Source organism: Pseudidiomarina tainanensis (assembly GCF_900115255.1).
In the GTDB taxonomy this organism is placed as follows: domain Bacteria; phylum Pseudomonadota; class Gammaproteobacteria; order Enterobacterales; family Alteromonadaceae; genus Pseudidiomarina; species Pseudidiomarina tainanensis.
This window is the reverse complement of the sequence record NZ_FOYU01000001.1, coordinates 439,413-462,149: the sequence shown is the minus strand read 5'-3', so window position 1 is coordinate 462,149 and position 22,737 is coordinate 439,413. Positions and strand designations below refer to the sequence as shown.

At 47.0% G+C, this 22,737-nt stretch carries 20 protein-coding genes; 8 read left to right on the top strand and 12 right to left on the bottom strand.

The genetic code is table 11. The features are described from left to right. The 4 genes from metG (at position 1) to msrB (ending at position 4,124) form a co-directional block, all read left to right on the top strand. Complete coding sequence (metG, locus tag BM292_RS02205) at positions 1–2,034, top strand: methionine--tRNA ligase (RefSeq protein WP_092856854.1); 2,034 nt, start codon at positions 1–3, stop codon at positions 2,032–2,034. Then, positions 2,034–3,224 carry a class I SAM-dependent rRNA methyltransferase gene (locus BM292_RS02200; protein WP_092854835.1) on the top strand — a complete coding sequence of 397 codons (1,191 nt, stop codon included), beginning with the start codon at positions 2,034–2,036 and terminating at the stop codon, positions 3,222–3,224. Before metG ends, BM292_RS02200 begins: the two co-directional genes overlap by 1 nt. 79 nt (positions 3,225–3,303) lie before the next feature. Beyond that, a complete protein-coding gene (locus tag BM292_RS02195) occupies positions 3,304–3,675 on the top strand; it encodes a histidine triad nucleotide-binding protein (protein WP_092854833.1) in 372 nt (123 codons plus the stop codon). Positions 3,676–3,680: 5 nt separating this feature from the next. Further along, positions 3,681–4,124 (top strand): peptide-methionine (R)-S-oxide reductase MsrB, encoded by a 444-nt coding sequence (gene msrB, locus BM292_RS02190; protein ID WP_092854831.1) that lies wholly within the window; start codon positions 3,681–3,683, stop codon positions 4,122–4,124. Positions 4,125–4,140: 16 nt separating this feature from the next. Here msrB and ggt read toward each other — a convergent pair whose 3' ends face one another. Then, positions 4,141–5,889, bottom strand: coding sequence for a gamma-glutamyltransferase (gene ggt, locus BM292_RS02185; protein WP_092854829.1), 1,749 nt, complete (start codon positions 5,887–5,889; stop codon positions 4,141–4,143). 111 nt (positions 5,890–6,000) lie between these two features. Here ggt and BM292_RS02180 point away from each other — a divergent pair, with 111 nt between their 5' ends. Further along, the gene (locus BM292_RS02180; protein WP_092854827.1) at positions 6,001–6,597 is read left to right on the top strand and encodes a rhomboid family intramembrane serine protease; all 597 of its coding nucleotides are present in this window, start codon (positions 6,001–6,003) and stop codon (positions 6,595–6,597) included. Positions 6,598–6,656: 59 nt separating this feature from the next. On the opposite strand, the gene BM292_RS02175 is transcribed toward BM292_RS02180, so the two are convergent. From BM292_RS02175 to gyrA, 11 genes are all read right to left on the bottom strand, one after another. Beyond that, positions 6,657–6,959, bottom strand: coding sequence for a ComEA family DNA-binding protein (locus tag BM292_RS02175; RefSeq protein ID WP_092854825.1), 303 nt, complete (start codon positions 6,957–6,959; stop codon positions 6,657–6,659). A 131-nt stretch (positions 6,960–7,090) separates the two neighbouring features. Continuing rightward, the gene (gene pyrF / locus BM292_RS02170) at positions 7,091–7,789 is read right to left on the bottom strand and encodes an orotidine-5'-phosphate decarboxylase (protein ID WP_092854823.1); all 699 of its coding nucleotides are present in this window, start codon (positions 7,787–7,789) and stop codon (positions 7,091–7,093) included. Further along, the gene (gene lapB / locus BM292_RS02165; RefSeq protein WP_092854821.1) at positions 7,790–8,947 is read right to left on the bottom strand and encodes a lipopolysaccharide assembly protein LapB; all 1,158 of its coding nucleotides are present in this window, start codon (positions 8,945–8,947) and stop codon (positions 7,790–7,792) included. After that, positions 8,947–9,207, bottom strand: a complete 261-nt coding sequence (locus BM292_RS02160) for a lipopolysaccharide assembly protein LapA domain-containing protein (protein ID WP_165383888.1) — start codon at positions 9,205–9,207, stop codon at positions 8,947–8,949. Before BM292_RS02160 ends, lapB begins: the two co-directional genes overlap by 1 nt. A gap of 76 nt (positions 9,208–9,283) precedes the next feature. Continuing rightward, the gene (locus tag BM292_RS02155; protein ID WP_092854817.1) at positions 9,284–9,568 is read right to left on the bottom strand and encodes an integration host factor subunit beta; all 285 of its coding nucleotides are present in this window, start codon (positions 9,566–9,568) and stop codon (positions 9,284–9,286) included. 52 nt (positions 9,569–9,620) lie between these two features. Continuing rightward, positions 9,621–11,297 carry a 30S ribosomal protein S1 gene (gene rpsA, locus BM292_RS02150; RefSeq protein ID WP_092854815.1) on the bottom strand — a complete coding sequence of 559 codons (1,677 nt, stop codon included), beginning with the start codon at positions 11,295–11,297 and terminating at the stop codon, positions 9,621–9,623. Positions 11,298–11,409: 112 nt separating this feature from the next. After that, a complete protein-coding gene (gene cmk / locus BM292_RS02145; RefSeq protein ID WP_092854813.1) occupies positions 11,410–12,111 on the bottom strand; it encodes a (d)CMP kinase in 702 nt (233 codons plus the stop codon). An 86-nt stretch (positions 12,112–12,197) separates the two neighbouring features. After that, positions 12,198–13,505 (bottom strand): 3-phosphoshikimate 1-carboxyvinyltransferase, encoded by a 1,308-nt coding sequence (gene aroA, locus BM292_RS02140; RefSeq protein WP_092854811.1) that lies wholly within the window; start codon positions 13,503–13,505, stop codon positions 12,198–12,200. Between the two features lie 8 nt (positions 13,506–13,513). Continuing rightward, positions 13,514–14,614 carry a histidinol-phosphate transaminase gene (gene hisC / locus BM292_RS02135; RefSeq protein ID WP_092854809.1) on the bottom strand — a complete coding sequence of 367 codons (1,101 nt, stop codon included), beginning with the start codon at positions 14,612–14,614 and terminating at the stop codon, positions 13,514–13,516. Between the two features lie 140 nt (positions 14,615–14,754). Further along, positions 14,755–15,837, bottom strand: a complete 1,083-nt coding sequence (gene serC, locus BM292_RS02130; RefSeq protein WP_092854807.1) for a 3-phosphoserine/phosphohydroxythreonine transaminase — start codon at positions 15,835–15,837, stop codon at positions 14,755–14,757. 4 nt (positions 15,838–15,841) lie between these two features. After that, the gene (gene gyrA, locus BM292_RS02125; RefSeq protein ID WP_092854805.1) at positions 15,842–18,496 is read right to left on the bottom strand and encodes a DNA topoisomerase (ATP-hydrolyzing) subunit A; all 2,655 of its coding nucleotides are present in this window, start codon (positions 18,494–18,496) and stop codon (positions 15,842–15,844) included. 142 nt (positions 18,497–18,638) lie between these two features. Between gyrA and ubiG the strand changes: the two genes are divergently transcribed. The 3 genes from ubiG to nrdA all read left to right on the top strand — a co-directional run bounded on the left by ubiG (position 18,639) and on the right by nrdA (position 22,720). Next, positions 18,639–19,349: a bifunctional 2-polyprenyl-6-hydroxyphenol methylase/3-demethylubiquinol 3-O-methyltransferase UbiG gene (gene ubiG, locus BM292_RS02120; RefSeq protein WP_092854803.1), complete on the top strand. Its 711-nt coding sequence runs from the start codon at positions 18,639–18,641 to the stop codon at positions 19,347–19,349. Continuing rightward, positions 19,328–20,002 carry an HAD family hydrolase gene (locus BM292_RS02115; RefSeq protein ID WP_092854801.1) on the top strand — a complete coding sequence of 225 codons (675 nt, stop codon included), beginning with the start codon at positions 19,328–19,330 and terminating at the stop codon, positions 20,000–20,002. The genes ubiG and BM292_RS02115 overlap by 22 nt, the downstream gene beginning before the upstream one ends. A 378-nt stretch (positions 20,003–20,380) precedes the next feature. Continuing rightward, positions 20,381–22,720: a class 1a ribonucleoside-diphosphate reductase subunit alpha gene (nrdA, locus tag BM292_RS02110; RefSeq protein ID WP_092854799.1), complete on the top strand. Its 2,340-nt coding sequence runs from the start codon at positions 20,381–20,383 to the stop codon at positions 22,718–22,720. Positions 22,721–22,737 lie beyond the last annotated feature (17 nt).

The window sequence follows — 22,737 nt, the reverse complement described above, 5'->3', positions numbered from 1 at the left end:
ATGCCAACAGCAACACGCAAAATTCTGGTCACCAACGCATTACCGTATGCCAATGGTCCAATTCATATCGGCCACATGTTGGGTTACATTCAAGCTGACATTTGGGTGCGTTTTCAAAAGCTTCGTGGTCACGAATGCCACTATGTATGTGCCGATGACGCACACGGCACGCCAATTATGCTCAAAGCGCAACAATTAGGTATTGAGCCAGAGCAGATGATTGCTGAAATGAATGCTGCGCACCAAGCTGACTTTGCCGATTTCCATGTTGCCTTTGATCATTATCATTCTACGCATAGTGAAGAAAACCGTGAGCTCGCGGAGCTCATTTATACCCGTTTGCGCGATAATGGTTACATCAAAACAAAGACGATTGAGCAACTTTATGATCCGCAAAAACAAATGTTCCTGCCGGATCGCTTTGTGAAAGGCGACTGCCCGAAATGTGGCGCTACTGACCAATATGGTGATAACTGCGACGTTTGTGGCGCGACTTACGCACCAACTGAACTGAAAAATCCAAAATCTGCGGTATCGGGAGCGACTCCGGAGCTGCGTCAATCTGAGCACTATTTCTTTGATTTGCCAGCATTTGAAAACATGCTGAAAGAGTGGACGCGTTCAGGTTCACTGCAAGATGAGATGGCAAACAAGCTGAATGAATGGTTTGAGTCAGGTCTGCAAATGTGGGACATCAGTCGTGACGCCCCCTACTTCGGCTTCGAAATTCCAGATGCTCCGGGTAAGTATTTTTATGTTTGGCTGGATGCCCCTATTGGCTACATGGGTAGCTTCAAGCATTACTGTAATACCACCGGCAAAGCCGATTTTGATACCTATTGGCAAGTCGATAGCGATGCTGAGCTGTACCATTTTATCGGTAAAGACATCATTTATTTCCACAGTTTATTCTGGCCATCCATGCTCAAGGGTGCGAACTTCCGTCAACCAACAAACGTTTGGGCGCACGGCTTTATTACCGTGAACGGTACGAAGATGTCGAAATCCAAAGGTACGTTTGTGATGGCGCGTACTTATCTTGATCACCTAGATCCAGATTACTTGCGTTACTATTTTGCCGCTAAACTAACAAATCGTATTGATGACTTAGATTTAAACCTGACCGATTTTACCCAACGTGTTAATGCCGACTTGGTTGGTAAAGTGGTGAATATCGCGAGTCGTTGCGCTGGGTTTATCAGTAAGAAATTCGACGGTAAATTAGCTTCGGCGATTAGCGATACAAGCTTGATCGATGAATTCCAAGCGGCTGCTGAAGGCATTGCACAAGCCTATGAAAAGCGTGAATTTTCAAAGGCAATGCGTGACATTATGGCGCTTGCCGATAAAGCCAATTTCTATATTGCTGAGAAAGAGCCGTGGCAATTAATTAAAGACCCAGCCAAAGCACAAGAAGTGCATGAGATTTGCTCGATTGGGATTAATCTTTTCCGTCTATTGATGATCTATCTCACACCGGTTGTGCCAGCATTAGCGGAGCGCGTGCAAGCGTTCTTAAATGATAAATTTGAATGGGCGAGCCACCAAGTTATCTTAAAAGATCACGCCATTACCCCGTTTAAAGCCCTATTACAACGAATTGAAATGGAAAAAGTTGAAGCCATGATTGACGATTCAAAAGCACAAAACGAAGCTAATGCAACAGCGACGAAGAGCAACGGCGAATTGGTTCGCGATCCGATTAGCGCAGAAATCAATTATGACGACTTTGCTAAAGTCGATTTGCGCGTGGCTTTGATTGCTAATGCCGAACATGTTGAAGGCGCCGATAAGTTATTGAAACTAACACTCGATTTAGGTGGTGAGACACGTCAAGTTTTTGCTGGAATTAAGTCAGCCTATGCGCCGGAAAAACTGATTGGTCAACATACCGTGATGGTGGCAAATTTAGCACCGCGTAAAATGCGTTTTGGTATGTCAGAAGGTATGGTGTTAGCTGCAGGCCCAGGTGGCGAAGAACTCTTCATCCTCAATCCTCATGATGGCGCGAAGCCTGGGATGCGTGTGAAATAATGGTGGCAACTGTACACCTGCTGGCAGGTAAGGAAAAATCATTACGCCGTTTACATCCTTGGGTGTTCAGCGGCGCTATTGCGCGAGTGAAAGGTACACCCAAAGCAGGTGAAACGGTGTCAGTGCATAGCGCCGATGGCGATTGGCTTGGTTATGCTGCATGGTCGCCACAGTCGCAAATTCGTGCGCGCGTCTGGAGCTTTCAGCAAAATGAAGTGATCAACGCCGACTTTTTTAAAGCGCGTATTGCCGCGGCAAAGCATTTACGTGACGGTTTAAGCATTCGTAGTAATGCTTATCGCTTAGTTGCTGCTGAGGCCGATCAATTACCCGGCATCACGATTGATAAATATGATAACTGGCTGGTTTGTCAGCTCTTAAGCACCGGTGCCGATTTTTGGCGTGATGCCATTGTTAATGCACTCCGCGAGTTGTTCCCTGAATGCAATATTTTTGAACGCTCAGATGTCGATGTACGACAAAAAGAAGGCTTGGCACCTATCGTACAGCTGCTTTATAGCCATGATGGCGAATTGCCACCAGGGACAGTTTGGATAGAAGAAAACGGCCTTGAACTCGGGGTTGATATCCAAACGGGTCACAAAACCGGTTATTACCTTGATCAACGAGATAGTCGCGCAGCAATTCAGAAATATGTCGCAGGTAAACGTGTACTCAATGCGTTCAGTTATACCGGCGGTTTCGGTTTGTATGCCGCCGCAGCTGGAGCAGCAGAAGTCGTTAACCTCGATGTTTCGGCACCCGCACTTGACCAAGCGATTCGTAATCACGAACGAAACCACTTGGCGACAACTCGGCTGAATAATCAACAAGAAGATGTCTTTGAAGCGTTACGCAAGTTTTATCAAAGTGGCGAGCGTTTCGATGTGATCGTGCTCGATCCACCAAAGTTTGTTGATAGTAAAGCAAACCTCATGCGTGCATGTCGTGGTTATAAAGATATAAACCGTCTTGCTTGTATGATTTTGAAACCAGGTGGTACTCTCCTGACATTTTCTTGCTCCGGGTTACTCTCTGGCGAATTATTCCAAAAGGTTGTTGCCGATGCTGCATTAGATGCAAAGCGACCTTTGCATATTATTGAGCGTTTATATCAAGGCGCCGATCACCCAGTGCGAACAAACTTCCCCGAATCATTGTATTTGAAGGGATTGGTACTTCGCGGTTGAGTTCGTTACTATAAGTTTAAGTAATGAGTTATGAAACAAATGGCTTATTTATTCATTCGATGAAGTTGAGGTGGATGGCATGAGTACAACTATTTTTGACAAGATTATTGCCAAGGAAATACCTGCAGAAATTGTCTACGAAGACGAGCTCAGTTTGGCCTTCAAAGATATTAATCCGCAAGCCCCAGTGCACGTGTTAATTATTCCCAAAAAGCAAATTGCCACCATTAACGATATTGAAGAATCAGACCGTGAGTTAGTTGGGCATCTATATGTGGTTGCTGCGCGTTTAGCACAGCAGTTTGGCTTTGCGAAAGACGGTTATCGCGTGGTAATGAACTGCAACGAAGATGGCGGTCAATCGGTTTATCATATTCACTTGCATTTGCTTGCAGGCGTGACAATGGGCTGGCCGCCTTTTGCCAATAATCGTCCCAAACAAGTTGGCTAAATAGTATGGGATCGTCAAACAAACCATCACCAGAAGAGCTTAAGCAGCGCCTTTCTGAGATGCAGTACTACGTGACGCAAGAAGATGGCACTGAGCCCCCCTTTCAGAATGCCTATTGGAATGAAAAGCGCCGCGGTATATACGTTGATATTGTCAGCGGCGAGCCTCTCTACTCCTCAGCAGATAAGTTTGATTCCAGCTGCGGCTGGCCAAGCTTCACAAAAACCATTACCGAACAAGCGGTTACTGAACATCAGGATTTAAAGTTCGGTATGGTTCGCACAGAAATTAGAAGTACGAACGCTGACTCGCATTTGGGTCATGTCTTTAACGACGGACCTTTACCGCTCGGTACACGGCACTGCGTTAACTCCGCTGCGGTGGAATTCATTCCGTTGGAAGAAATGGAAAAGCGCGGATACGGCGACTGGGTAAAATTTATTACCTAGTCACCGTTGTTCACAATTAATGCCCTACTGCAATACCCTCACGACGTGGATCTGCGCCTCCATAAAGGGTCCCGTCGCTCAACAAACTAATGCCATGTAAGCCACTATTTAAGTCTTGAACTTTCACTTCATGACCGCGTTGACGCAATGTCTCTGCGAGTTGCTCGATGGCTGTGCCCCGTTCTAAACTCGTCACACCGTTCAGGTTTGTCACATGTGGCAGATCGATAGCGGCTTGCATATCAAGATTCCAATCGAGCAAACCGACAAGCGTTTGTGCAACATAATTAATAATACGAGCACCACCTGGCGAACCAACCGCATGGATAGGTTTTCCAGCGGCATTGAAAATCATCATTGGTGACATTGAGCTACGTGGACGTTTGCCGGCTTCAACACGGTTAGCAACCAGTTCTCCGTTCACCTCAGGGACGATTGAGAAGTCGGTTAATTGGTTATTCAATAAGAAGCCCGCAGCCATCACACCTGAGCCAAAGCCCATTTCGATACTGGAAGTCATCGAAAATACGTTACCTTCAGCATCGACAATACTTACATGTGTGGTATTTGGGAATTCCGGAGATTGGTCGTTCGCATAACTATACTGCGCAAATACGCCCGGTTGCGCTTTACCCATATCACGAGCTTGAATCAGTGCTGCACGTTCACGCAAATAATTTTTGTTTAACAGTTCCGTTACCGGCACATCAACAAAGTCGCTATCTGCAATGTAACGATTACGATCGGCGAACGCTAATCGCGAGGCTTGAGTGAAATGATGAACAGCATTCTCCGAATTAACTTCCCACTCGCTAACTGGAAAGTTTTCAAGAATACCTAATATTTGCAATACAGTGAGGCCACCGGAACTTGGTGGTCCCATACCGCACACTTCATAAACCCGATATTCAGCACACACTGGCTCACGAATGATTGCGTCATAATTTGCGAGATCATCCAATGCTAATTTTCCGGGATTAATGTCTGAGTTTTGTACTGCTGACACAATCTCCTTCGCAATATCACCGCGATAAAAGGCATCAGCACCTTGTTCAGCAATTACTCTTAAAGTTTGCGCGTACTCTGGGTTTTGCTTAAGCGAACCTGCTTGTAACGCTTGTCCATTTGGGTAGAAATAGGCATTGCCTGGCGCCATTTCTAATAAGCCTGGACTGAGCTTTAATTCCAGTAATCGTTGTAACCGTTCACCTACCACAAAACCCTGCTCTGCACGCTCGATAGTTTCCGTAAATAACTCAGGCCAAGCTAAGTTGCCCCAGCGTTGATGCGCCATTTCCAAGCCACGTAATATCCCCGGTGTTCCGACCGAGCGCCCGCCCGTCACCGCATCCATAAATTGTTTCGGTGGTTTACCTTGAGCATCTAAAAATAGCTCTGGTGTCGCAGCAAGTGGCGCCGTTTCACGCGCATCAATCGTATAAAGCTTTTGCTCGTCGGCATCCCAATAAAGCATAAAGCCACCACCACCAAGGCCAGATGATTGGGGCTCAGTTAAAGTCAGCATCGCTTGCACGGCTACCGCGGCATCAATCGCACTGCCACCTGCAGCTAACACGGTTTCACCTGCTTTCGCAGCGGCCGGGGTGGCGGCTGCGACCATATAGTTCGAAGCACTCACTCCTGATTTTTCAACAAATCCAGTCGAAGCTTCGGGGTCAAGGGCGGTGGTTTTGTCGACGTTAGTCGGGGCAACATCGCTACACGCTGAAATAGCGACGGCAGCGAACAACATCAAATAGCGCATGGTTATTATCCTAATTAAGCGAAATCTCGGCTGCTTTCGGTTTACAGCCACGCGAATAACAACTTATCATACGGGTTCAAACCGTTCAGAACAATCATAAAAAGGTCGCATATGTCGGAGCGAATTCAAGTTATCATTTGCGCAATAATTATTGCCGTCATTGCCATCTGGTTGCCGTTTTATCAAGCTGAAACGAGTTCGCTTCTCGACCAATATGACTATTATGCTCAGGTTATTTGGCAAGAACCATGGCGCTTTTTTACGGCCCATATATTCCACCTTGACACGACTCATGCGGTTACCAATGCTATCGCTTTGGTTATCGTGACGGTTTTCTTTGCGCACCACTACACCGTGCGCACTTGGTTCAACGCCGTGATTGTTATTATGGTTATTTGTACCACGGTTGTATGGCTACTTGGCACACCCGAGCGTTTTGTTGGTTTATCCGCACTTATCCATGGTTTATTGCTTACGAGCTTATTACTTGAATGGTCGCAACAGAATTACGCTCGAACCGACTGGTTGTCGCCGCTTGTCATTGGTTTACTCGTATTGAAGGTTTTATTAGAAATGATGGGGGCAATGCACAGTGCAATATTACTTAGTGCTGGCAGCGACTATGGTTATATACATCTAGCTGGGCTTGCGGGCGGCATTATCGCGTGGCGCCTTCACCGAAAGCGTTTGGCCTCGCTCACCGCGTAACCGAGACCACCCGCTAACCATTAATATCTAATAGCTAATATCTAATATCGCTCTTGCTCTTAAAGCACAATGCGATCTTTATTCAGCTCCAGCATACGCGGCCCAATGCCTTTCACCTGCATCAACTGATTAATATCACTAAATTGCCCCAATTCTTCACGAAGTTTGACGATATCTTTAGCCCGCTTAATACCTACGCCCGTCAATGCATAGGCTAATTGCTCTGCATCGGCCGTATTAATATTAATTGAAGCGCTCTGGCTTGCTGCTTGCAGAGGCGCCACAACCGGAGCTGCATGCAATGGTGAGAGCATCACCAGAGGCGCAAGCATTGATGTGAAAATCAGTGTTTTCCGTAACATAAACTCTCCTCAGTAATTTAAGTTCATTGGCACCCGTGTTTACCGGTACCTAAAGCATCCCCAGAGCGCGTCTGGGGACATATGAGAGAGTTTAGAAGGAGTCGCTAACGAGCGCGACGAATTAAAGCGGATTAAGCTGTCAGCGATAACTGTATTTGCTTTAATGCGGCCACCGGATCCGTCGCTTGCGTAATTGGACGACCAATGACTAACACTTCAATGCCCAAAGCGGCGGCTTCCGGCGGGGTCATGATGCGACGTTGATCACCTTGTTCGGCTCCCACCGGCCGAATGCCAGGTGTCACTCTCAAGAAGCCTTTTCCGCACGCTGCAGCAATCGCCTCAGCTTCCCATGCTGAACATACAACGCCATCAAGACCTGCTGATTTGGTTAATTGCGCGAGTTTAATCACATGCTCAGCCGGCGAGGTATCAATGCCAACTTCACGTAAATCCTCTGCCGTCATACTGGTTAATACCGTTACGGCAATAACATAGGGACGATTGGGCATATTAGCTACGGCATCACGCGCAGCCTCAAGCATACGCCGCCCGCCGCTTGCATGAACGTTGACCATCCATACACCTAATTCTGCTGCAGCACGAACGGCTTTATTCACTGTCGTCGGAATATCGTGAAACTTAAGATCGAGAAAGACCTTAAAGCCACGTTTAACAAGCTCTCGAACAAAATCAGGCCCGGCACTGGTAAACAGTTCTTTGCCAACTTTGAGACCACACTGCTCTGGTGATAATTGATTAATCAACGGCCATGCTGATTTTGCATCTGCGTAATCTAGAGCGACAAATATGAGTGATTGCTGAGTCATCTATTCTCCATCCAACCCAATAATAGGCTTAATTTCACCCCACGTGCGGCATGACGGACAATGCCAATACAGGGTACTTCCAGAAAAACCACAATGACGGCAACGATATTTCGGCCGCTGTTGCATTTGTTGTTGCACCATTCGTTGCAACATTTTGAGGCTGTCACGTGCTTTACCAACATCGGCAGCTCGGATATGAAAATCCATCAACTTATGGAAGCCTTTCATGGTCGGATTTTCTAATAAGGTGTTTTGAACAAACTGCTCCGCTGCTTCAACGCCATTTTCACGGGCAATCATTTCTGACAACATCACGGCCGCCGAGGTTGAGTGCGCAGATTTGACGCACTGATGCAAGAATTGAATCAGTCCACCAATATCCTGTAATTCATCAAAACAGGCCTTTATAAGTGGTAACGCTTCGCTGATAAACTCGGCGTCTTCGTCAAGAATCCCAACCAATATCTTTTGTGCTTTACGATATAACCCTTGGTTATACCACATGCGTCCCAATGCAAGAGCTGCGCGCACACAATCCGGATCATGCTGGCGCGCCTTTAAATAGTACTTTTCAGTTTGCTCCGTTTCGTTTTGACGCTCAGCTAGCTCACAGTACAATTGTGCGACCAACAGTTCCGCACTGCGATCATAACGCATTAACTTCAAAGCGACTTTGATTGCCTTGTCCCATTCATGGGTCGATTCATATAATTCCAGTAAATGTCGCTGGCAGGCTTCACGAAACTGCTTATCGTTGTGCAATGCCAATAACATTTCTTCGGCACGGTCATAAATGCCAGCAGCCAGATAGTCGAGCCCTAACTCGAACATCGCTTGGCGTCTATCTTGCTCGCTAATCGTTGGTCGTGAAGTAAGGTTTTGGTGGATTTTAATTGCCCGATCGAGTTCACCACGACGGCGGAAGAGTTTACCTAGTGCCCAGTGCGTTTCTAGCGTATCGGAATCGACGTCGAGTAATTCTATAAATAGATCAACCGCTTTGTCGGGTTGATCGGAAAGCAATAAGTGCAAACCGGTAACGTATTGACGAGAAAACTGTTCTTGTTCTTGCCGATTTTCGTTACGAACACTGTTACGCCCCATGAACCAGCCATAGGCAGCAGCAACCGGAAGTAACAGAAACAGTAATTCTAACATTAAGCCGAGCTCTTAGAATTCACCAATTGTTTTTTCAATTTGCGCACATCGCGACGTAGCATCCATTGCGCGCCCAGCATACTTAACAGGCCAATGATGAAGCCTACCGCTAAAAATACCGCAGTTAATGTAGCCACACTGATTTGTTGTTGCGCGACAATAAAATCAACCGCAATCACTTGCTTATTCAATGCACCAAAAGCAACGGCTATCAGGAATAAAACTATTAAAGGAAGGCTAACAAAAATGAATCGAATCATATTCTTTCCTGTCTTGCGCATATAAAAAAACGGCATGCTTACTATAGCATGCCGTTTTCGTTAACTCGACGTTAAATTATCCGAGATTATCAACCCGCTCTCGCAGCTCTTTACCCGGTTTGAAGTGCGGTACATGTTTAGCTTCAAGCTGCACTTTTTCACCGGTTTTCGGATTTCGCCCTTCACGTGGAGCTCGATAATGCAGTGAAAAACTACCGAAGCCACGTATTTCAATACGTCCACCAGAGGCCATATATTGCGCCATCTGTTCGATTAGTTCTTTCACCGCATCTTCAACCTGACGCGGAGAAAGCTCTGGGTACAACTTCGTTAACTGGGTAATCAGTTCCGATTTTGTCATCACATGCTCCTCTACAAATGCGTCAATGCATCAAGCCCACGTTCAGCTTATTTTAGTCGTCGCTCTTAGCCGCTTTGAAGGCTTCAGCCATTGCGTTTGTGAAGTCAGCTTCGTCTTGTTGCTTGTTCACAGACTCAAGAGCTTCTTTCTCTTCAACTTCGTCTTTCGCGCGAATTGACAGGCTCAAGGTACGGTTTTTACGGTCTACGCCCATGAAACGAGCTTCAACTTCGTCGCCTACTTTCAATTCAGTGGTAGCGTCTTCAACGCGATCACGTGAAATGTCAGCTACGCGAATGTAACCTTCAACACTATCAGCTAGCTCAACTTTAGCGCCTTTAGCATCAACTTCGATGACCTTACCTTTAACAATAGCACCTTTTTTGTTAGCTGCTAGGTAATTGTTAAACGGATCTTCTTCAAGTTGTTTGATACCCAAAGAAATACGCTCACGCTCAGCATCAACTTGTAATACCACAGCAGTAACTTCTTCGCCTTTCTTGAAGTCACGAACCGCTTCTTCACCAGTTGCGTTCCAGCTAATGTCTGACAAGTGAACCAAACCGTCGATGCCGCCATCAAGACCGATGAAGATACCGAAATCAGTGATTGACTTGATCTTACCTGACACTTTATCGCCCTTGTTGAAGTTCTTCGCGAACTCTTCCCATGGGTTAGCTTTACACTGTTTCAGGCCAAGTGAAATACGACGACGTTCTTCGTCGATTTCAAGAACCATAACTTCAACAACGTCATCCAAGTTAACAACTTTAGAAGGATGTACGTTCTTGTTGGTCCAATCCATTTCAGAAACGTGAACCAAACCTTCAACGCCTTCTTCGATTTCAACGAAGCAACCATAGTCAGTTAAGTTGGTTACGCGACCAGTCAAACGATGACCTTCTGGGTAACGTGCTGCGATATCAGCCCATGGATCAGCACCTAACTGCTTCAGACCCAACGATACGCGAGTACGGTCACGATCAAACTTCAATACTTTCACGTTGATTTCGTCACCAACGTTCACAACTTCGCTTGGGTGCTTCACGCGTTTCCAAGCCATGTCGGTGATGTGCAACAAGCCGTCTACGCCGCCTAAGTCTACGAATGCGCCGTAATCAGTCAGGTTCTTAACGATACCTTTAACTTCTTGGCCTTCTTGTAGGTTCTCAAGCAACTCATCGCGCTCTGCACTGTTCTCAGTTTCAATAACCGCACGACGTGAAACAACAACGTTGTTGCGCTTCTGGTCAAGCTTGATAACTTTGAACTCTAATTCTTTGTTTTCGAGGTGTGTGGTTTCACGAACCGGACGAACGTCTACCAATGAACCTGGCAAGAACGCACGTACGCCACCCAAATCAACTGTGAAGCCGCCTTTAACTTTACCGCTGATTAAGCCAGTAACAGTTTCTTGGTCTTCGTATGCTTTCTCAAGCTGCAACCAAGCTTCGTAGCGCTTCGCTTTCTCGCGAGACAGGATAGTTTCACCAAACCCGTCTTCAACCGCGTCCAGAGCAACGTCGATTTCGTCGCCGACTTGAACTTCAACAACGCCTTCAGCGTTACGGAATTGTTCAACTGGGATAGCACTTTCAGATTTCAGACCGGCGTCAACAAGAACAACGTCACGGTTGATAGCTACGATGGTGCCTTTAACGATAGAACCTGGGCGAGTTTCAACCTCTTTGAGGCTTTCTTCAAACAGTTGTGCAAAATTTTCTGACATATGTGTTAACTACTTTTAGTTAAGTACGTCCACCAAGCATTCCCGAATGGCGGGGTTGTTAAATTTGATCTGTTAGCTTTCCTTGCTACAGACCCCTAAGCTGGTAGCTCGATTAGCTACCGGTCTCAGATTGAGTTAGTTTGCCGTGGGCAAACTGTAAAATTTGATCAACCACTTCCGTGATGCTCAAATTCGTTGAATCTATAAATAACGAACCCTCAGCAGCACGCAGTGGCGCAACCGAGCGGTTGGTATCCCGATCATCGCGCTCACGAATTTCGGTGATTAATTGGTCGATTTTAGCATCGATTCCCTTTTCCTGCAATTGCTCAAAGCGACGACGAGCGCGCTCTTCAGGGCTCGCCGTTAAAAATATTTTCGCTGCAGCATCAGGAAAAACGACCGTGCCCATATCGCGACCGTCGGCAACTAAGCCTGGCAGTTCTTTAAAAGCCCGTTGGCGGCGTAATAACGCCTCGCGAACACGCGGCAATGCTGCGACTTTTGATGCCATATTGGCGACATCTTGTGTCCGAATCGTCATCGTCACATCTTCGCCTTCCAAGATGATATGGGTCAGCTCTGGATCTTCTTCGACATCAAACTTCACATCCAAAGAACCAGCTAACGCTACCAAGCTTTCTTCATCGTCAGCGGCAAATCCATGATGCAACGCTGCGAGCGCAAGTACGCGGTAAATAGCGCCACTGTCGAGTAAATGCCAGCCCAGTTGGTCGGCAAGAATTCGACTAACGGTTCCTTTACCCGAGCCGCTTGGGCCATCAATCGTGATAACAGGTGTGTTTTTGGTCATGCGATCCTCTACCAAATAAAAGCGCCGCAATTATACGGATCTGGCAGGAAATTGCACCCTAAATTGGTGAACGTTCCATGATATCTCTATGAAGATTGCGTGATCGCACAAAACTCATCAAAGAACGATGGGTAGGTTTTTGAACAACATTTTGGGTCCAGAATGGTCACACCAGTACGACTAAAACCCAACAACGCAAAGCTCATGGCCATGCGATGATCGTTGTAAGTTGCTATCTCGGCGTGATTAATTTCGTCTGGCGGAGTCACCGCAATCGCATCTTCGGTTTCAACCACATGAGCACCAACTTTGCGTAGCTCAGTTGCCATGGCCTCCAGACGATCCGTTTCTTTAATACGCCAGTTTGCGATGTTGCGGATATGAGTGGTGCCGCTTGCAAACAAGGCCAGTGTGGCGAACGTCATGGCAGCATCTGGGATGGCATTAAGATCAGCGTCTAAAGCGCGTAGCTCACCGCGTTTGACAGTAATCGAATGTGCCTCAATTATTACTTCAGCGCCCATATCAGCTAGGTAATCAGCAAATTTAACATCACCTTGAATACTTTCACTGCCGACACCATGCACCGTTAAGGGGCCACCACCAAGCGCTGCTGCGGCAAGCCAATAAGATGCCGCGCTTGCATCACCTTCAACCCAGTATTCACCTGGACTTTGATATGTTTGCTGCCCTGGAATTAAAAATTCCTGCCGACAAATACGATGCACTTCAATGCCGAAGCGCTTTAACATCGCCAGTGTTAACTCAATATACGGCCATGAAACCACGGTACCGGTAAGTTGCAGCACACTGTCCTGTGTTAATAGTGGCAACGCCATCAGCATGGCTGATATATATTGACTCGACGCACTACCATCAATACTGAGCATACCGCCCTGTAGACCGCCCTGCACTTCTATTGGCGGATAGCCCTCGTGCTGTAAGCAGTTGAGTTGTGTGCCGCCAGCGCGCAAGGCATCCACCAATGCCTGCACCGGTCGCTCTTGCATTCGTGCATCACCCGTTAACACACACGCTGTATCGTGCAATGTCGCGCTCAATACGGCAAGTAACGGGCGCATTGCGGTGCCAGCATTACCCAAGTCAAGCACCTGTGGTTGCTTTGGCCAATGGCCGCCACAACCGGTAACAGTCATGGTCGTCTCGCTGTCAGACGCAACATCAATAATAACGCCAAGCTCACTCAATGCTTCAAGCATTCGTTCAGTGTCGTCGCTACGCAATACGTTAGTTAACGTGGTTTTTTGACCGTCCACACAAAGTGCAGCCATCAATAGCGCACGGTTGGCAATACTTTTCGAACCCGGCAGTGTCACGTCGCCGCGACACTGCTGCAAGTTTTTGAGCGTTATTGATGGGGAGCCTGAGGTCATGTAAGGAGCTACAAAATAGTTTTCATCGCATCAATGAAGGTTTGGTTTTCGCTTGGCAAACCAATACTGACGCGCAGATGATTGGGCAGCTGATATCCTGCAACCGGGCGCACGATCACGCCTGATCGCAGTAATTTTTGATACATTTCACCAGCTTCTGGGCCCACTTCAATGGTGAGGAAGTTGCCGTGCGAAGGAATATAGTTCAAGCCATGCTCCTCACAGAACGCGACAAGCTGTTGCATGCCTTGTTTGTTCACACGAATTGATTCCGCCAAATACGCTTCATCATCCAGCACTACTTCTGCGGCGCGAAGACTTAAACTATTCATATTAAACGGCTGACGAATACGGTTCATCAAATCGGCAATTTCAGGATGTGAAATCGCATAGCCGGCACGTAAACCAGCTAGGCCATAGGCTTTTGAAAAAGTGCGGCTGACAATCAAATTCGGGTACTTCGCGACCCACTCAACGGAAGGTGCACGTTCAGCTTCGTCAACATACTCGTAGTAAGCTTCATCAAGTACCACCAAGACATTGCTTGGCACTTGCGCAATAAACTCAGCCAACGCTTCGGTTGTTAAAAAAGTACCGGTTGGATTGTTCGGATTGGCGATGAAAATCATGCGAGTTTTTGGCGTAATCGCTTTTAACATGGCTGGTAGATCGTGGCCATAATCTTTCGCTGGCACAGCGACACCTGTTGCACCAATCGCTTGGGTTACCAGCGGGTAGACCACAAATGCGTGCTGGGCAAAAATGACCTCATGGCTGGCATCAACGAACGTGCGAGCCAATAACTCCAGCACATCATTCGAACCATTCCCCAAGGTGATTTGATTCGTATTTACGCCAAATTTGCTTGCCAATTTACTTTTCAAATAAAAGCCATTGGCGTCCGGATAACGCGCTAATCCATTTAACGCGTCTTGTAATGCCGCTTTTACCTGTGTACTCAATCCCAACGGGTTCTCGTTTGAAGCGAGCTTCACGATGTTTTTAATTCCAAGCTCACGCTCCACTTCTTCAATGGGCTTGCCAGCTTGATAAGGACTCAAGTTACGAACGCCTGGGTTCGCAAGTTCTTTCGCATTAAATTCAGTCATAAATTTCTCGTTGTTCGTACACTTCGTTGTTCGTACGCTTCGCTATTCGTCCGCTTCGCTATTCGAACAGTGCGTAGCACGTACGAACAGTGAACAAAGTGAACGGACGAAAACCGAACAACGCTTTTGTGTTTTATGTTTTAGGCTTTGCGCTCGAATTCGCGCATAAACTCAACTAACGCATCCACTCCGGCCATCGGCATCGCATTGTAAATACTTGCGCGCATACCGCCGACAAAACGGTGTCCTTTAAGCCCCAACAGACCAGCTCGCTCTGCTTGCTTGAGGAAGTCACCGTCGAGGCGTTCATCAGCGAGTAGAAATGGTACGTTCATAATTGAACGATAGTTAGGGTGAACTGGATTACTGTAGAAGCTTGAACTGTCAATATATTGATACAGTTTGCTCGCCTTGGCGTGGTTTTGTTGTCCCATGGCTGCGACACCGCCTTGGCGTTTTAACCATTGGAAAACTAACGCCGACAAATACCAAGCGAAGGTATTTGGGGTGTTGTACATGGAACGTTCTTTCGCCTGAACGGTGTAGTCCATGATGGTCGAGGTATTCCCTTGAGCATGACCAAGCAGATCATCACGGACAATGGCAATGGCGAAACCAGATGGACCAATATTCTTTTGAGCGCCGGCGTAAATTACACCAAAACGACTGACATCGAGCGGCTCGGAGAGAATATTCGAGGACATATCCGCAACGATGGGAGCGTTCACATCAGGAATATCGTGCAACGCAATACCATCGACTGTCTCATTCGGGCAATAATGGAAGTAAGCAGCGTTATCTGACAATTTCCAGCTTTCACGTGGCGCTAATGCTTTGCCTTGCTCGGTTTGCACTGACGCACCAACAACATTCACATGCTGTACGTATTTTTGTGCTTCGCGAATTGCAAAGTCAGACCAAATGCCACAGTTCAAATAATCAACCGTGGCGTTTGGTCCCGCAATATTCTGCGGCACCGCACTAAATTGACCACGACCACCGCCGTGCATGAACAGCACTTGGTAGTTGTCAGGAATTGCCATCAAATCGCGCAAGTCTTGCTCGGCTTGCTCGGCCATCCGAATAAAAATCGGATCACGATGACTAATTTCCATCACTGAAATGCCCAAGTTGTTCCAATTAAGGAACTCTTCTTGGGCTTGTTTCATAACCTCTGCCGGCAGCATTGCCGGCCCCGCAGAAAAGTTAAACGGGGCGCTCATGCAATTATTCCTCACTGACATCATCAGCCGCTGCGTCATCATCCGCATCGTCATCTAAAGGCTCACTGTTATCTTCGCCTTCTACCGGCTCGTTCAACAGCGCGTCGGTTTCATCATCTTCATCAACTTCATCAATCCGCTGCATACCGACCACTTGCTCATCGGCACCGGTACGAATCAAACGCACACCTTGAGTGTTACGGCCAACAATCGATACTTCGCTAACACGGGTACGCACCAGCGTTCCTTTGTTACTAATAAGCATGATTTGGTTCGCTTCAACCACTTCCATGGCGCCAACCACTTCGCCATTTCGCTCGCTTACCTTGATTGAAACAACGCCTTTGGTTGCGCGGCTCTTCGCTGGATAATCAGTAATTGGAGTACGTTTACCGTAACCATTTTCGGTTACCGTCAAGATGCACGGCACCTCTTCTTCGATAGTTCGTGGCACAATCAATGACACGACTTTCTGACCGTCAGCGAGTCGAATACCACGAACACCGGTTGCGGTACGTCCCATAGAACGCACTTGATCTTCACTGAAACGGACCACTTTACCGCCGTCAGAGAACAGCATGATCTCATCGCCAGCGGTAGTGACGTCAACACCAATCAATTCATCACCATCGTTGAGGTTCAAGGCAATGATACCGCCGCTGCGTGGACGCGAATACGCTTCCATTGGGGTTTTCTTGACTGTACCGTTACGGGTCGCCATAACAATGTACTTATCTTCTGGATAGTCACGCGTTGGCAAGATGGCGGTAATACGCTCGCCCTCTTCGAGTGGTAACAAGTTTACAATAGGTCGACCGCGCGCAGTACGCGTCGCCAACGGTAGGTTGTAAACCTTCATCCAGTAAATACGGCCGCGAGTTGAGAAGCACAAAATCGTATCGTGCGTATTGGCAACCCATAACCGCTCAATAAAGTCTTCATCTTTCATCTTGGTGGCAGATTTACCCTTACCGCCACGACGTTGCGCTTCATATTCCGTCAATGGTTGATACTTCACATAACCATGATGCGAAAGTGTTACCACAACGTCTTCTTCATTGATCAGATCTTCCATGCTGATATCGTGCGCAGCCGCAGTGATTTCAGTACGGCGCGCATCGCCATACTCTGCTTTCACTTTTTCTAGCTCTTCACGAATCACTTCCATTAAGCGCTCAGCGCTATTCAGAATGTGTAGCAATTCTTCAATGATTTGTAGAAGGTTTTTATACTCTTCGAGGATTTTTTCGTGCTCAAGACCAGTTAACTTGTGTAAGCGCAAGTCCAAAATTGCTTGGGCTTGTTCTTCCGTTAAATAGTATTGGCCATCGCGTATACCGAATTCAGGGCTGAGATGGTCTGGACGCGCAGCATCAACACCAGCGCGCTCAAGCATCGCAGCAACATCACCCAACTGCCATGCACGACTCGTTAAACCAGCTTTCGCATCCGCGGCAGTTTGTGAGCGGCGAATTAACTCAATAATTTCGTCAATATTCGCCAACGCAATCGCTAAACCTTCTAAGATGTGCGCGCGTTCACGTGCTTTGCGCAACTCATATACTGAGCGCCGTGTCACCACTTCGCGGCGGTGTAAAATGAAGCACTCCAGCATGTCACGCAGATTGAACAAACGTGGTTGGTTCTTATCAAGCGCAACCATGTTAATACCAAACACAACTTGCATTTGAGTGTTGGCATATAAATGGTTCAGGATAACTTCAGAAACTTCACCGCGCTTGATTTCAATGACAATACGCATGCCATCTTTATCTGATTCATCGCGCAGACCACTGATACCTTCTAGGCGCTTTTCTTTCACTAGCTCAGCTATTTTCTCAATCAGCTTCGCCTTGTTCACCTGATAAGGTATTTCGGTAACAATAATCGCTTCGCGACCGTTGCTATCCGTTTCAACCTCGGCTTTAGCGCGCAGGTGAATCCGACCACGTCCAGTTTTGTAGGCTTCAATGATGCCTGCACGACCAGAAATGCTTGCCGCCGTTGGGAAGTCAGGGCCTGGGATATATTCCATCAATTCATCAATTTGAATATCTGGATTATCAATCATTGCCAAGCAACCATTAACCACTTCGGTTAAGTTGTGTGGCGGAATATTGGTCGCCATACCTACAGCAATACCTGATGAACCGTTTACCAGAAGGTTCGGTACGCGAGTTGGTAAGACTTCAGGAATTTGTTCAGTGCCATCGTAGTTTGGCACAAAATCGACGGTTTCTTTGTCGAGGTCGGAGAGTAATTCGCTGGCAATTTTTGCCATTCTGATTTCGGTGTAACGCATGGCAGCTGCGGAGTCACCGTCAACGGAACCAAAGTTACCCTGGCCATCCACCAGCATATAGCGTAGTGAGAATGGTTGTGCCATACGTACAATGGTATCGTACACAGCGATATCACCGTGTGGGTGATACTTACCGATAACGTCACCAACAATACGTGCTGACTTTTTATATGGCTTATTGAAATCATTGCGTAGTTCATTCATCGCAAACAATACGCGACGGTGAACCGGCTTGAGACCATCACGTACATCCGGCAATGCCCGTCCTACAATTACGCTCATCGCATAATCGAGGTATGAACTTTTCAGTTCGTCTTCAATATTGACCGGAACGACTTCTCTGGCGAGATCACTCATAGTAGTTATATCCCTAAACGCTCTGTCTTTCTTATAATTCGTACGATAGCGCATTGTACCCGTAGCGAGCCGCTATCGCATCTTTTTTTATCCCTGTAGGTTGAGTACACTGTACCGACTTTTAAGCCGTAGCAGAAGCCCTATGACCGCAAATTCGAATGTAGATCCAGCAGAAATTGAAAAATTTAGCGCCATTGCCTCCCGTTGGTGGGACCCCGAAGGTGAATTTAAACCACTTCACCTCATTAATCCGTTGCGCCTTGATTATATTTTGCGTCACTGCGACGGTGTCTTTGGACAAAAGATTTTAGACATTGGCTGTGGCGGCGGCCTCTTGGCTGAAGGTTTAGCAAAAGCTGGTGCAACAGTTACTGGTATCGACATGGCAGAACAATCGCTGCAAGTTGCGCGTCTGCATGCCCTTGAAAGCCAACTTTCAATTGATTATCAGTGTATTCCCGCTGAGCAATTTGCGCAGGAGCACGCAGCGCAATTCGACGTGGTCACTTGTTTAGAAATGCTTGAACACGTGCCTGATCCCGGCGCCATTGTCCAAGCCGCTGCCAATGCTGTGAAGCCAGGTGGTTATGTATTTTTCTCCACGTTAAACCGAAACGTCAAATCATGGCTATTAGGTATTGTTGCCGCTGAATATGTATTGGGCTGGGTGCCAAAAGGAACACACCAGCATCAAAAATTTATTCAGCCAGCCGAACTACTGCGCATGACTGATGCAGCAGGCCTTGACGCGCAAGCCATGACCGGTATGCACTATTTACCGTGGCGTGGTTTTTATCTTGATAATTCGAATGTGGATGTGAATTACATCGTATGTCTACACAAGCCAAGTTAGCACCACCGCAAGCGGTCTTGTTTGATCTCGACGGGACCTTGTTAGATACCGCGCCAGATCTCGGCGCGGCCTTGAATACGGTACTTGCCGCCGAGCAGCGTCCCTTAGTCAGTCCTGCAGAATACACGCCGCTAGCGTCGCATGGATCTGCTGGGCTGTTACGCTACGCCTACGGTGATGAGTTTGAGCAACGTAGCGATGAACTACGCAGCGCTTTTTTAGATGCCTATGCCGCCCAAATTGCCGTACACACGCAATTATTTGATGGCGTTGCAGGCTTGCTCGAGCAATTGCATCAGCAACACATCGCGGTGGCAATTGTCACGAACAAACCACAAGCACTGACGCAACAGTTAGTGCCGCACTACCCACAGTTGGCGACAATTGAGGTGGTAGTCAGTGGCGATACGCTGCCGGTAGCAAAGCCTGATCCTGCGCCGTTGCTGCATGCTGCAAGCCATCTTGGTATTGAAGCCCAGCACTGCTGGTATGTGGGAGATGCCGAACGTGATATAGAAGCTGGTCGGCGCGCTAACATGTTCACTGTGCTGGCCGAATATGGTTACATCAGCACCAATGATAACATCCAAAGTTGGGGCGCAAATGCGCAAATTACCCACCCGCTAGAATTAGTCCGATTGTGGTCAAATTAATTGTTTAACACTACATCTTGTGGGTGAGCCGACTCACCCATCAAGATCTTGTAAAAGCCTTGTTAAACGTGGCTTATAAATTTGTTATCTGAACATTGCATTTAACAGACAAAAAAATAATAAGAAAATTTTTTTTCTGGCTTGATTTTCCTAAGTCGCTTTATTGGCAAGCGTTTTAGCGAAAGCTCCTACTTCGCCATGCAATTCTCGCCATTTTTTCACCGTAAATTCACTTGATCAGCGTACGATAAGTGCTAGGATACAGGTCATTCAGCTAACCCAAGATATTGTGTAAAAAACGCACGAGCGACGTCCTGTTGCACCATATCTTGTGGCTACATAAAAAACACATAACAACAATGACTATGGATGCGCCTCATGAATCAACAGCTCTTCGTAACTAAGCGTAGCGGCGAACGTGAACCTTTGAACTTGGACAAAATCCACCGCGTTATTAGCTGGGCCGCCGAAGGCCTGAACGACGTTTCAGTGTCACAAGTTGAGATCAAATCACACATTCAGTTTTATGATGGCATTAAAACTGAAGACATTCATGAAACCATTATTAAAGCTGCAGCGGACTTAATCTCTGAAGAAGCGCCTGATTATCAGTACATGGCCGCTCGCTTAGCGATTTTCCATTTGCGCAAGTTGGCATACGGGCAGTTCGAGCCACCGCATTTGTATGATCAAGTCACCAAAATGGTTGAGTCAGGTCGTTACGATAAGCACTTGTTAACCGATTACAGCAAAGAAGAGTTCGAACAAATGAATGATTTTATTGATCATTCACGTGATTTGAACTTCTCGTATGCTGCAGTAAAACAACTGGAAGGTAAGTATCTCGTTCAGAACCGTGTTACCGGCGACATCTATGAAAGTGCTCAATTTTTATATGTTCTGGTAGCGGCTTGTTTATTTGCCAACTATCCGAAAGATACACGATTAGATTATGTCAAACGCTTCTACGATGCGACGTCACAGTTCAAAATCTCGCTACCAACGCCAATTATGGCGGGCGTGCGTACGCCAACGCGTCAGTTTAGTTCGTGCGTATTAATTGAAGCAGGTGACAGCCTCGATTCTATCAACGCAACCGCAAGCGCTATTGTGAAATACGTATCGCAACGCGCTGGTATTGGTATCAATGCAGGTCGTATTCGTGCACTCGGTAGCCCAATTCGCGGCGGTGAAGCGTTCCACACCGGTTGTATCCCGTTCTATAAATACTTCCAAACAGCTGTAAAAAGCTGTTCGCAAGGTGGCGTTCGTGGCGGCGCAGCTACCCTCTTCTATCCGCTTTGGCATTTAGAAGTAGAGAGCTTGTTGGTGCTTAAGAACAACCGAGGTGTTGAAGAGAACCGTGTACGCCACCTCGATTATGGCGTGCAATTTAACCGAGTTATGTATCAGCGTTTGATTAAAGACGACTACATCACATTATTTAGCCCGTCTGACGTACCTGGTTTATACGATGCATTCTTTGCTGATCAAGACGAATTTGAGCGTTTATACAAACAGTATGAAGCCGATGAATCAATTCGTAAGAAGCGCATCAAAGCAATCGAATTGTTTAGTCTGTTTATGCAAGAGCGTGCCAGCACTGGCCGTATTTATTTGCAAAACGTTGACCATTGCAACACCCATAGCCCATTTGATCCGAAAGTGGCGCCGATTCGCCAGAGCAACTTGTGTCTGGAAATCGCGCTGCCAACGAAACCGTTGGCGCACGTGAACGATGAAGAAGGTGAAATTGCCCTATGCACGCTGTCCGCCTTTAACTTAGGCGCGATCAAATCACTGGACGACTTGGAAGAGATGGCTGAATTAGCCGTGCGCGCGCTTGATAGCCTCCTCGACTACCAAGAATATCCAGTGCCGGCAGCGCGTAATGCCACCATGGGGCGCCGTACCTTAGGTATCGGTGTAATCAACTACGCATATTACTTAGCGAAAAATGGCGTGCGCTATTCTGATGGCTCGGCCAATGGCCTAACGCACCGTACTTTCGAGGCAATTCAGTACTACCTCATGAAGGCCTCGATGAACCTGGCGAAAGAAATGGGTGCGTGTCCGAAGTTTAACGAAACAACATACTCAAAAGGCATCATGCCGATTGATACCTATAAGAAAGATCTCGATACCGTTTGTAGCGAACCATTGCATTACGATTGGGATAGCCTGCGCGAAGATGTTATGAAGTACGGCATGCGTAACTCAACCTTGTCAGCATTGATGCCATCTGAGACGTCGTCGCAAATCTCAAATGCAACCAATGGTATTGAGCCGCCACGCGGACATATCAGCGTCAAAGCATCGAAAGACGGGATTACCAAACAGGTTGTTCCAGAGTACGAGACCTTGAAGCAAGCGTATGAACTTCTGTGGCAGATTCCAAGTAACAAAGGTTATTTAGAGCTGGTTGGTATTATGCAGAAATTTGTCGATCAGACGATTTCAGCGAATACCAATTACGACCCGAACAAGTTCGAAGCCGGCAAAGTACCTATGAAGCAATTGCTACAAGACTTGCTGTATGCCTACAAACTTGGTGTCAAAACATTGTATTACCACAACACGCGTGACGGTGCATCTGACAACCAGGTGGATCTCCGCGATAAAGTTGAAGCCAAAACACGTGAAGAAGAAAATCAACAAGCAACTGTGGCGGTCGTTGAAGAAGACGATGATTGTGCCGGTGGTGCTTGCAAAATTTAATAACGTGGTACGGCCAA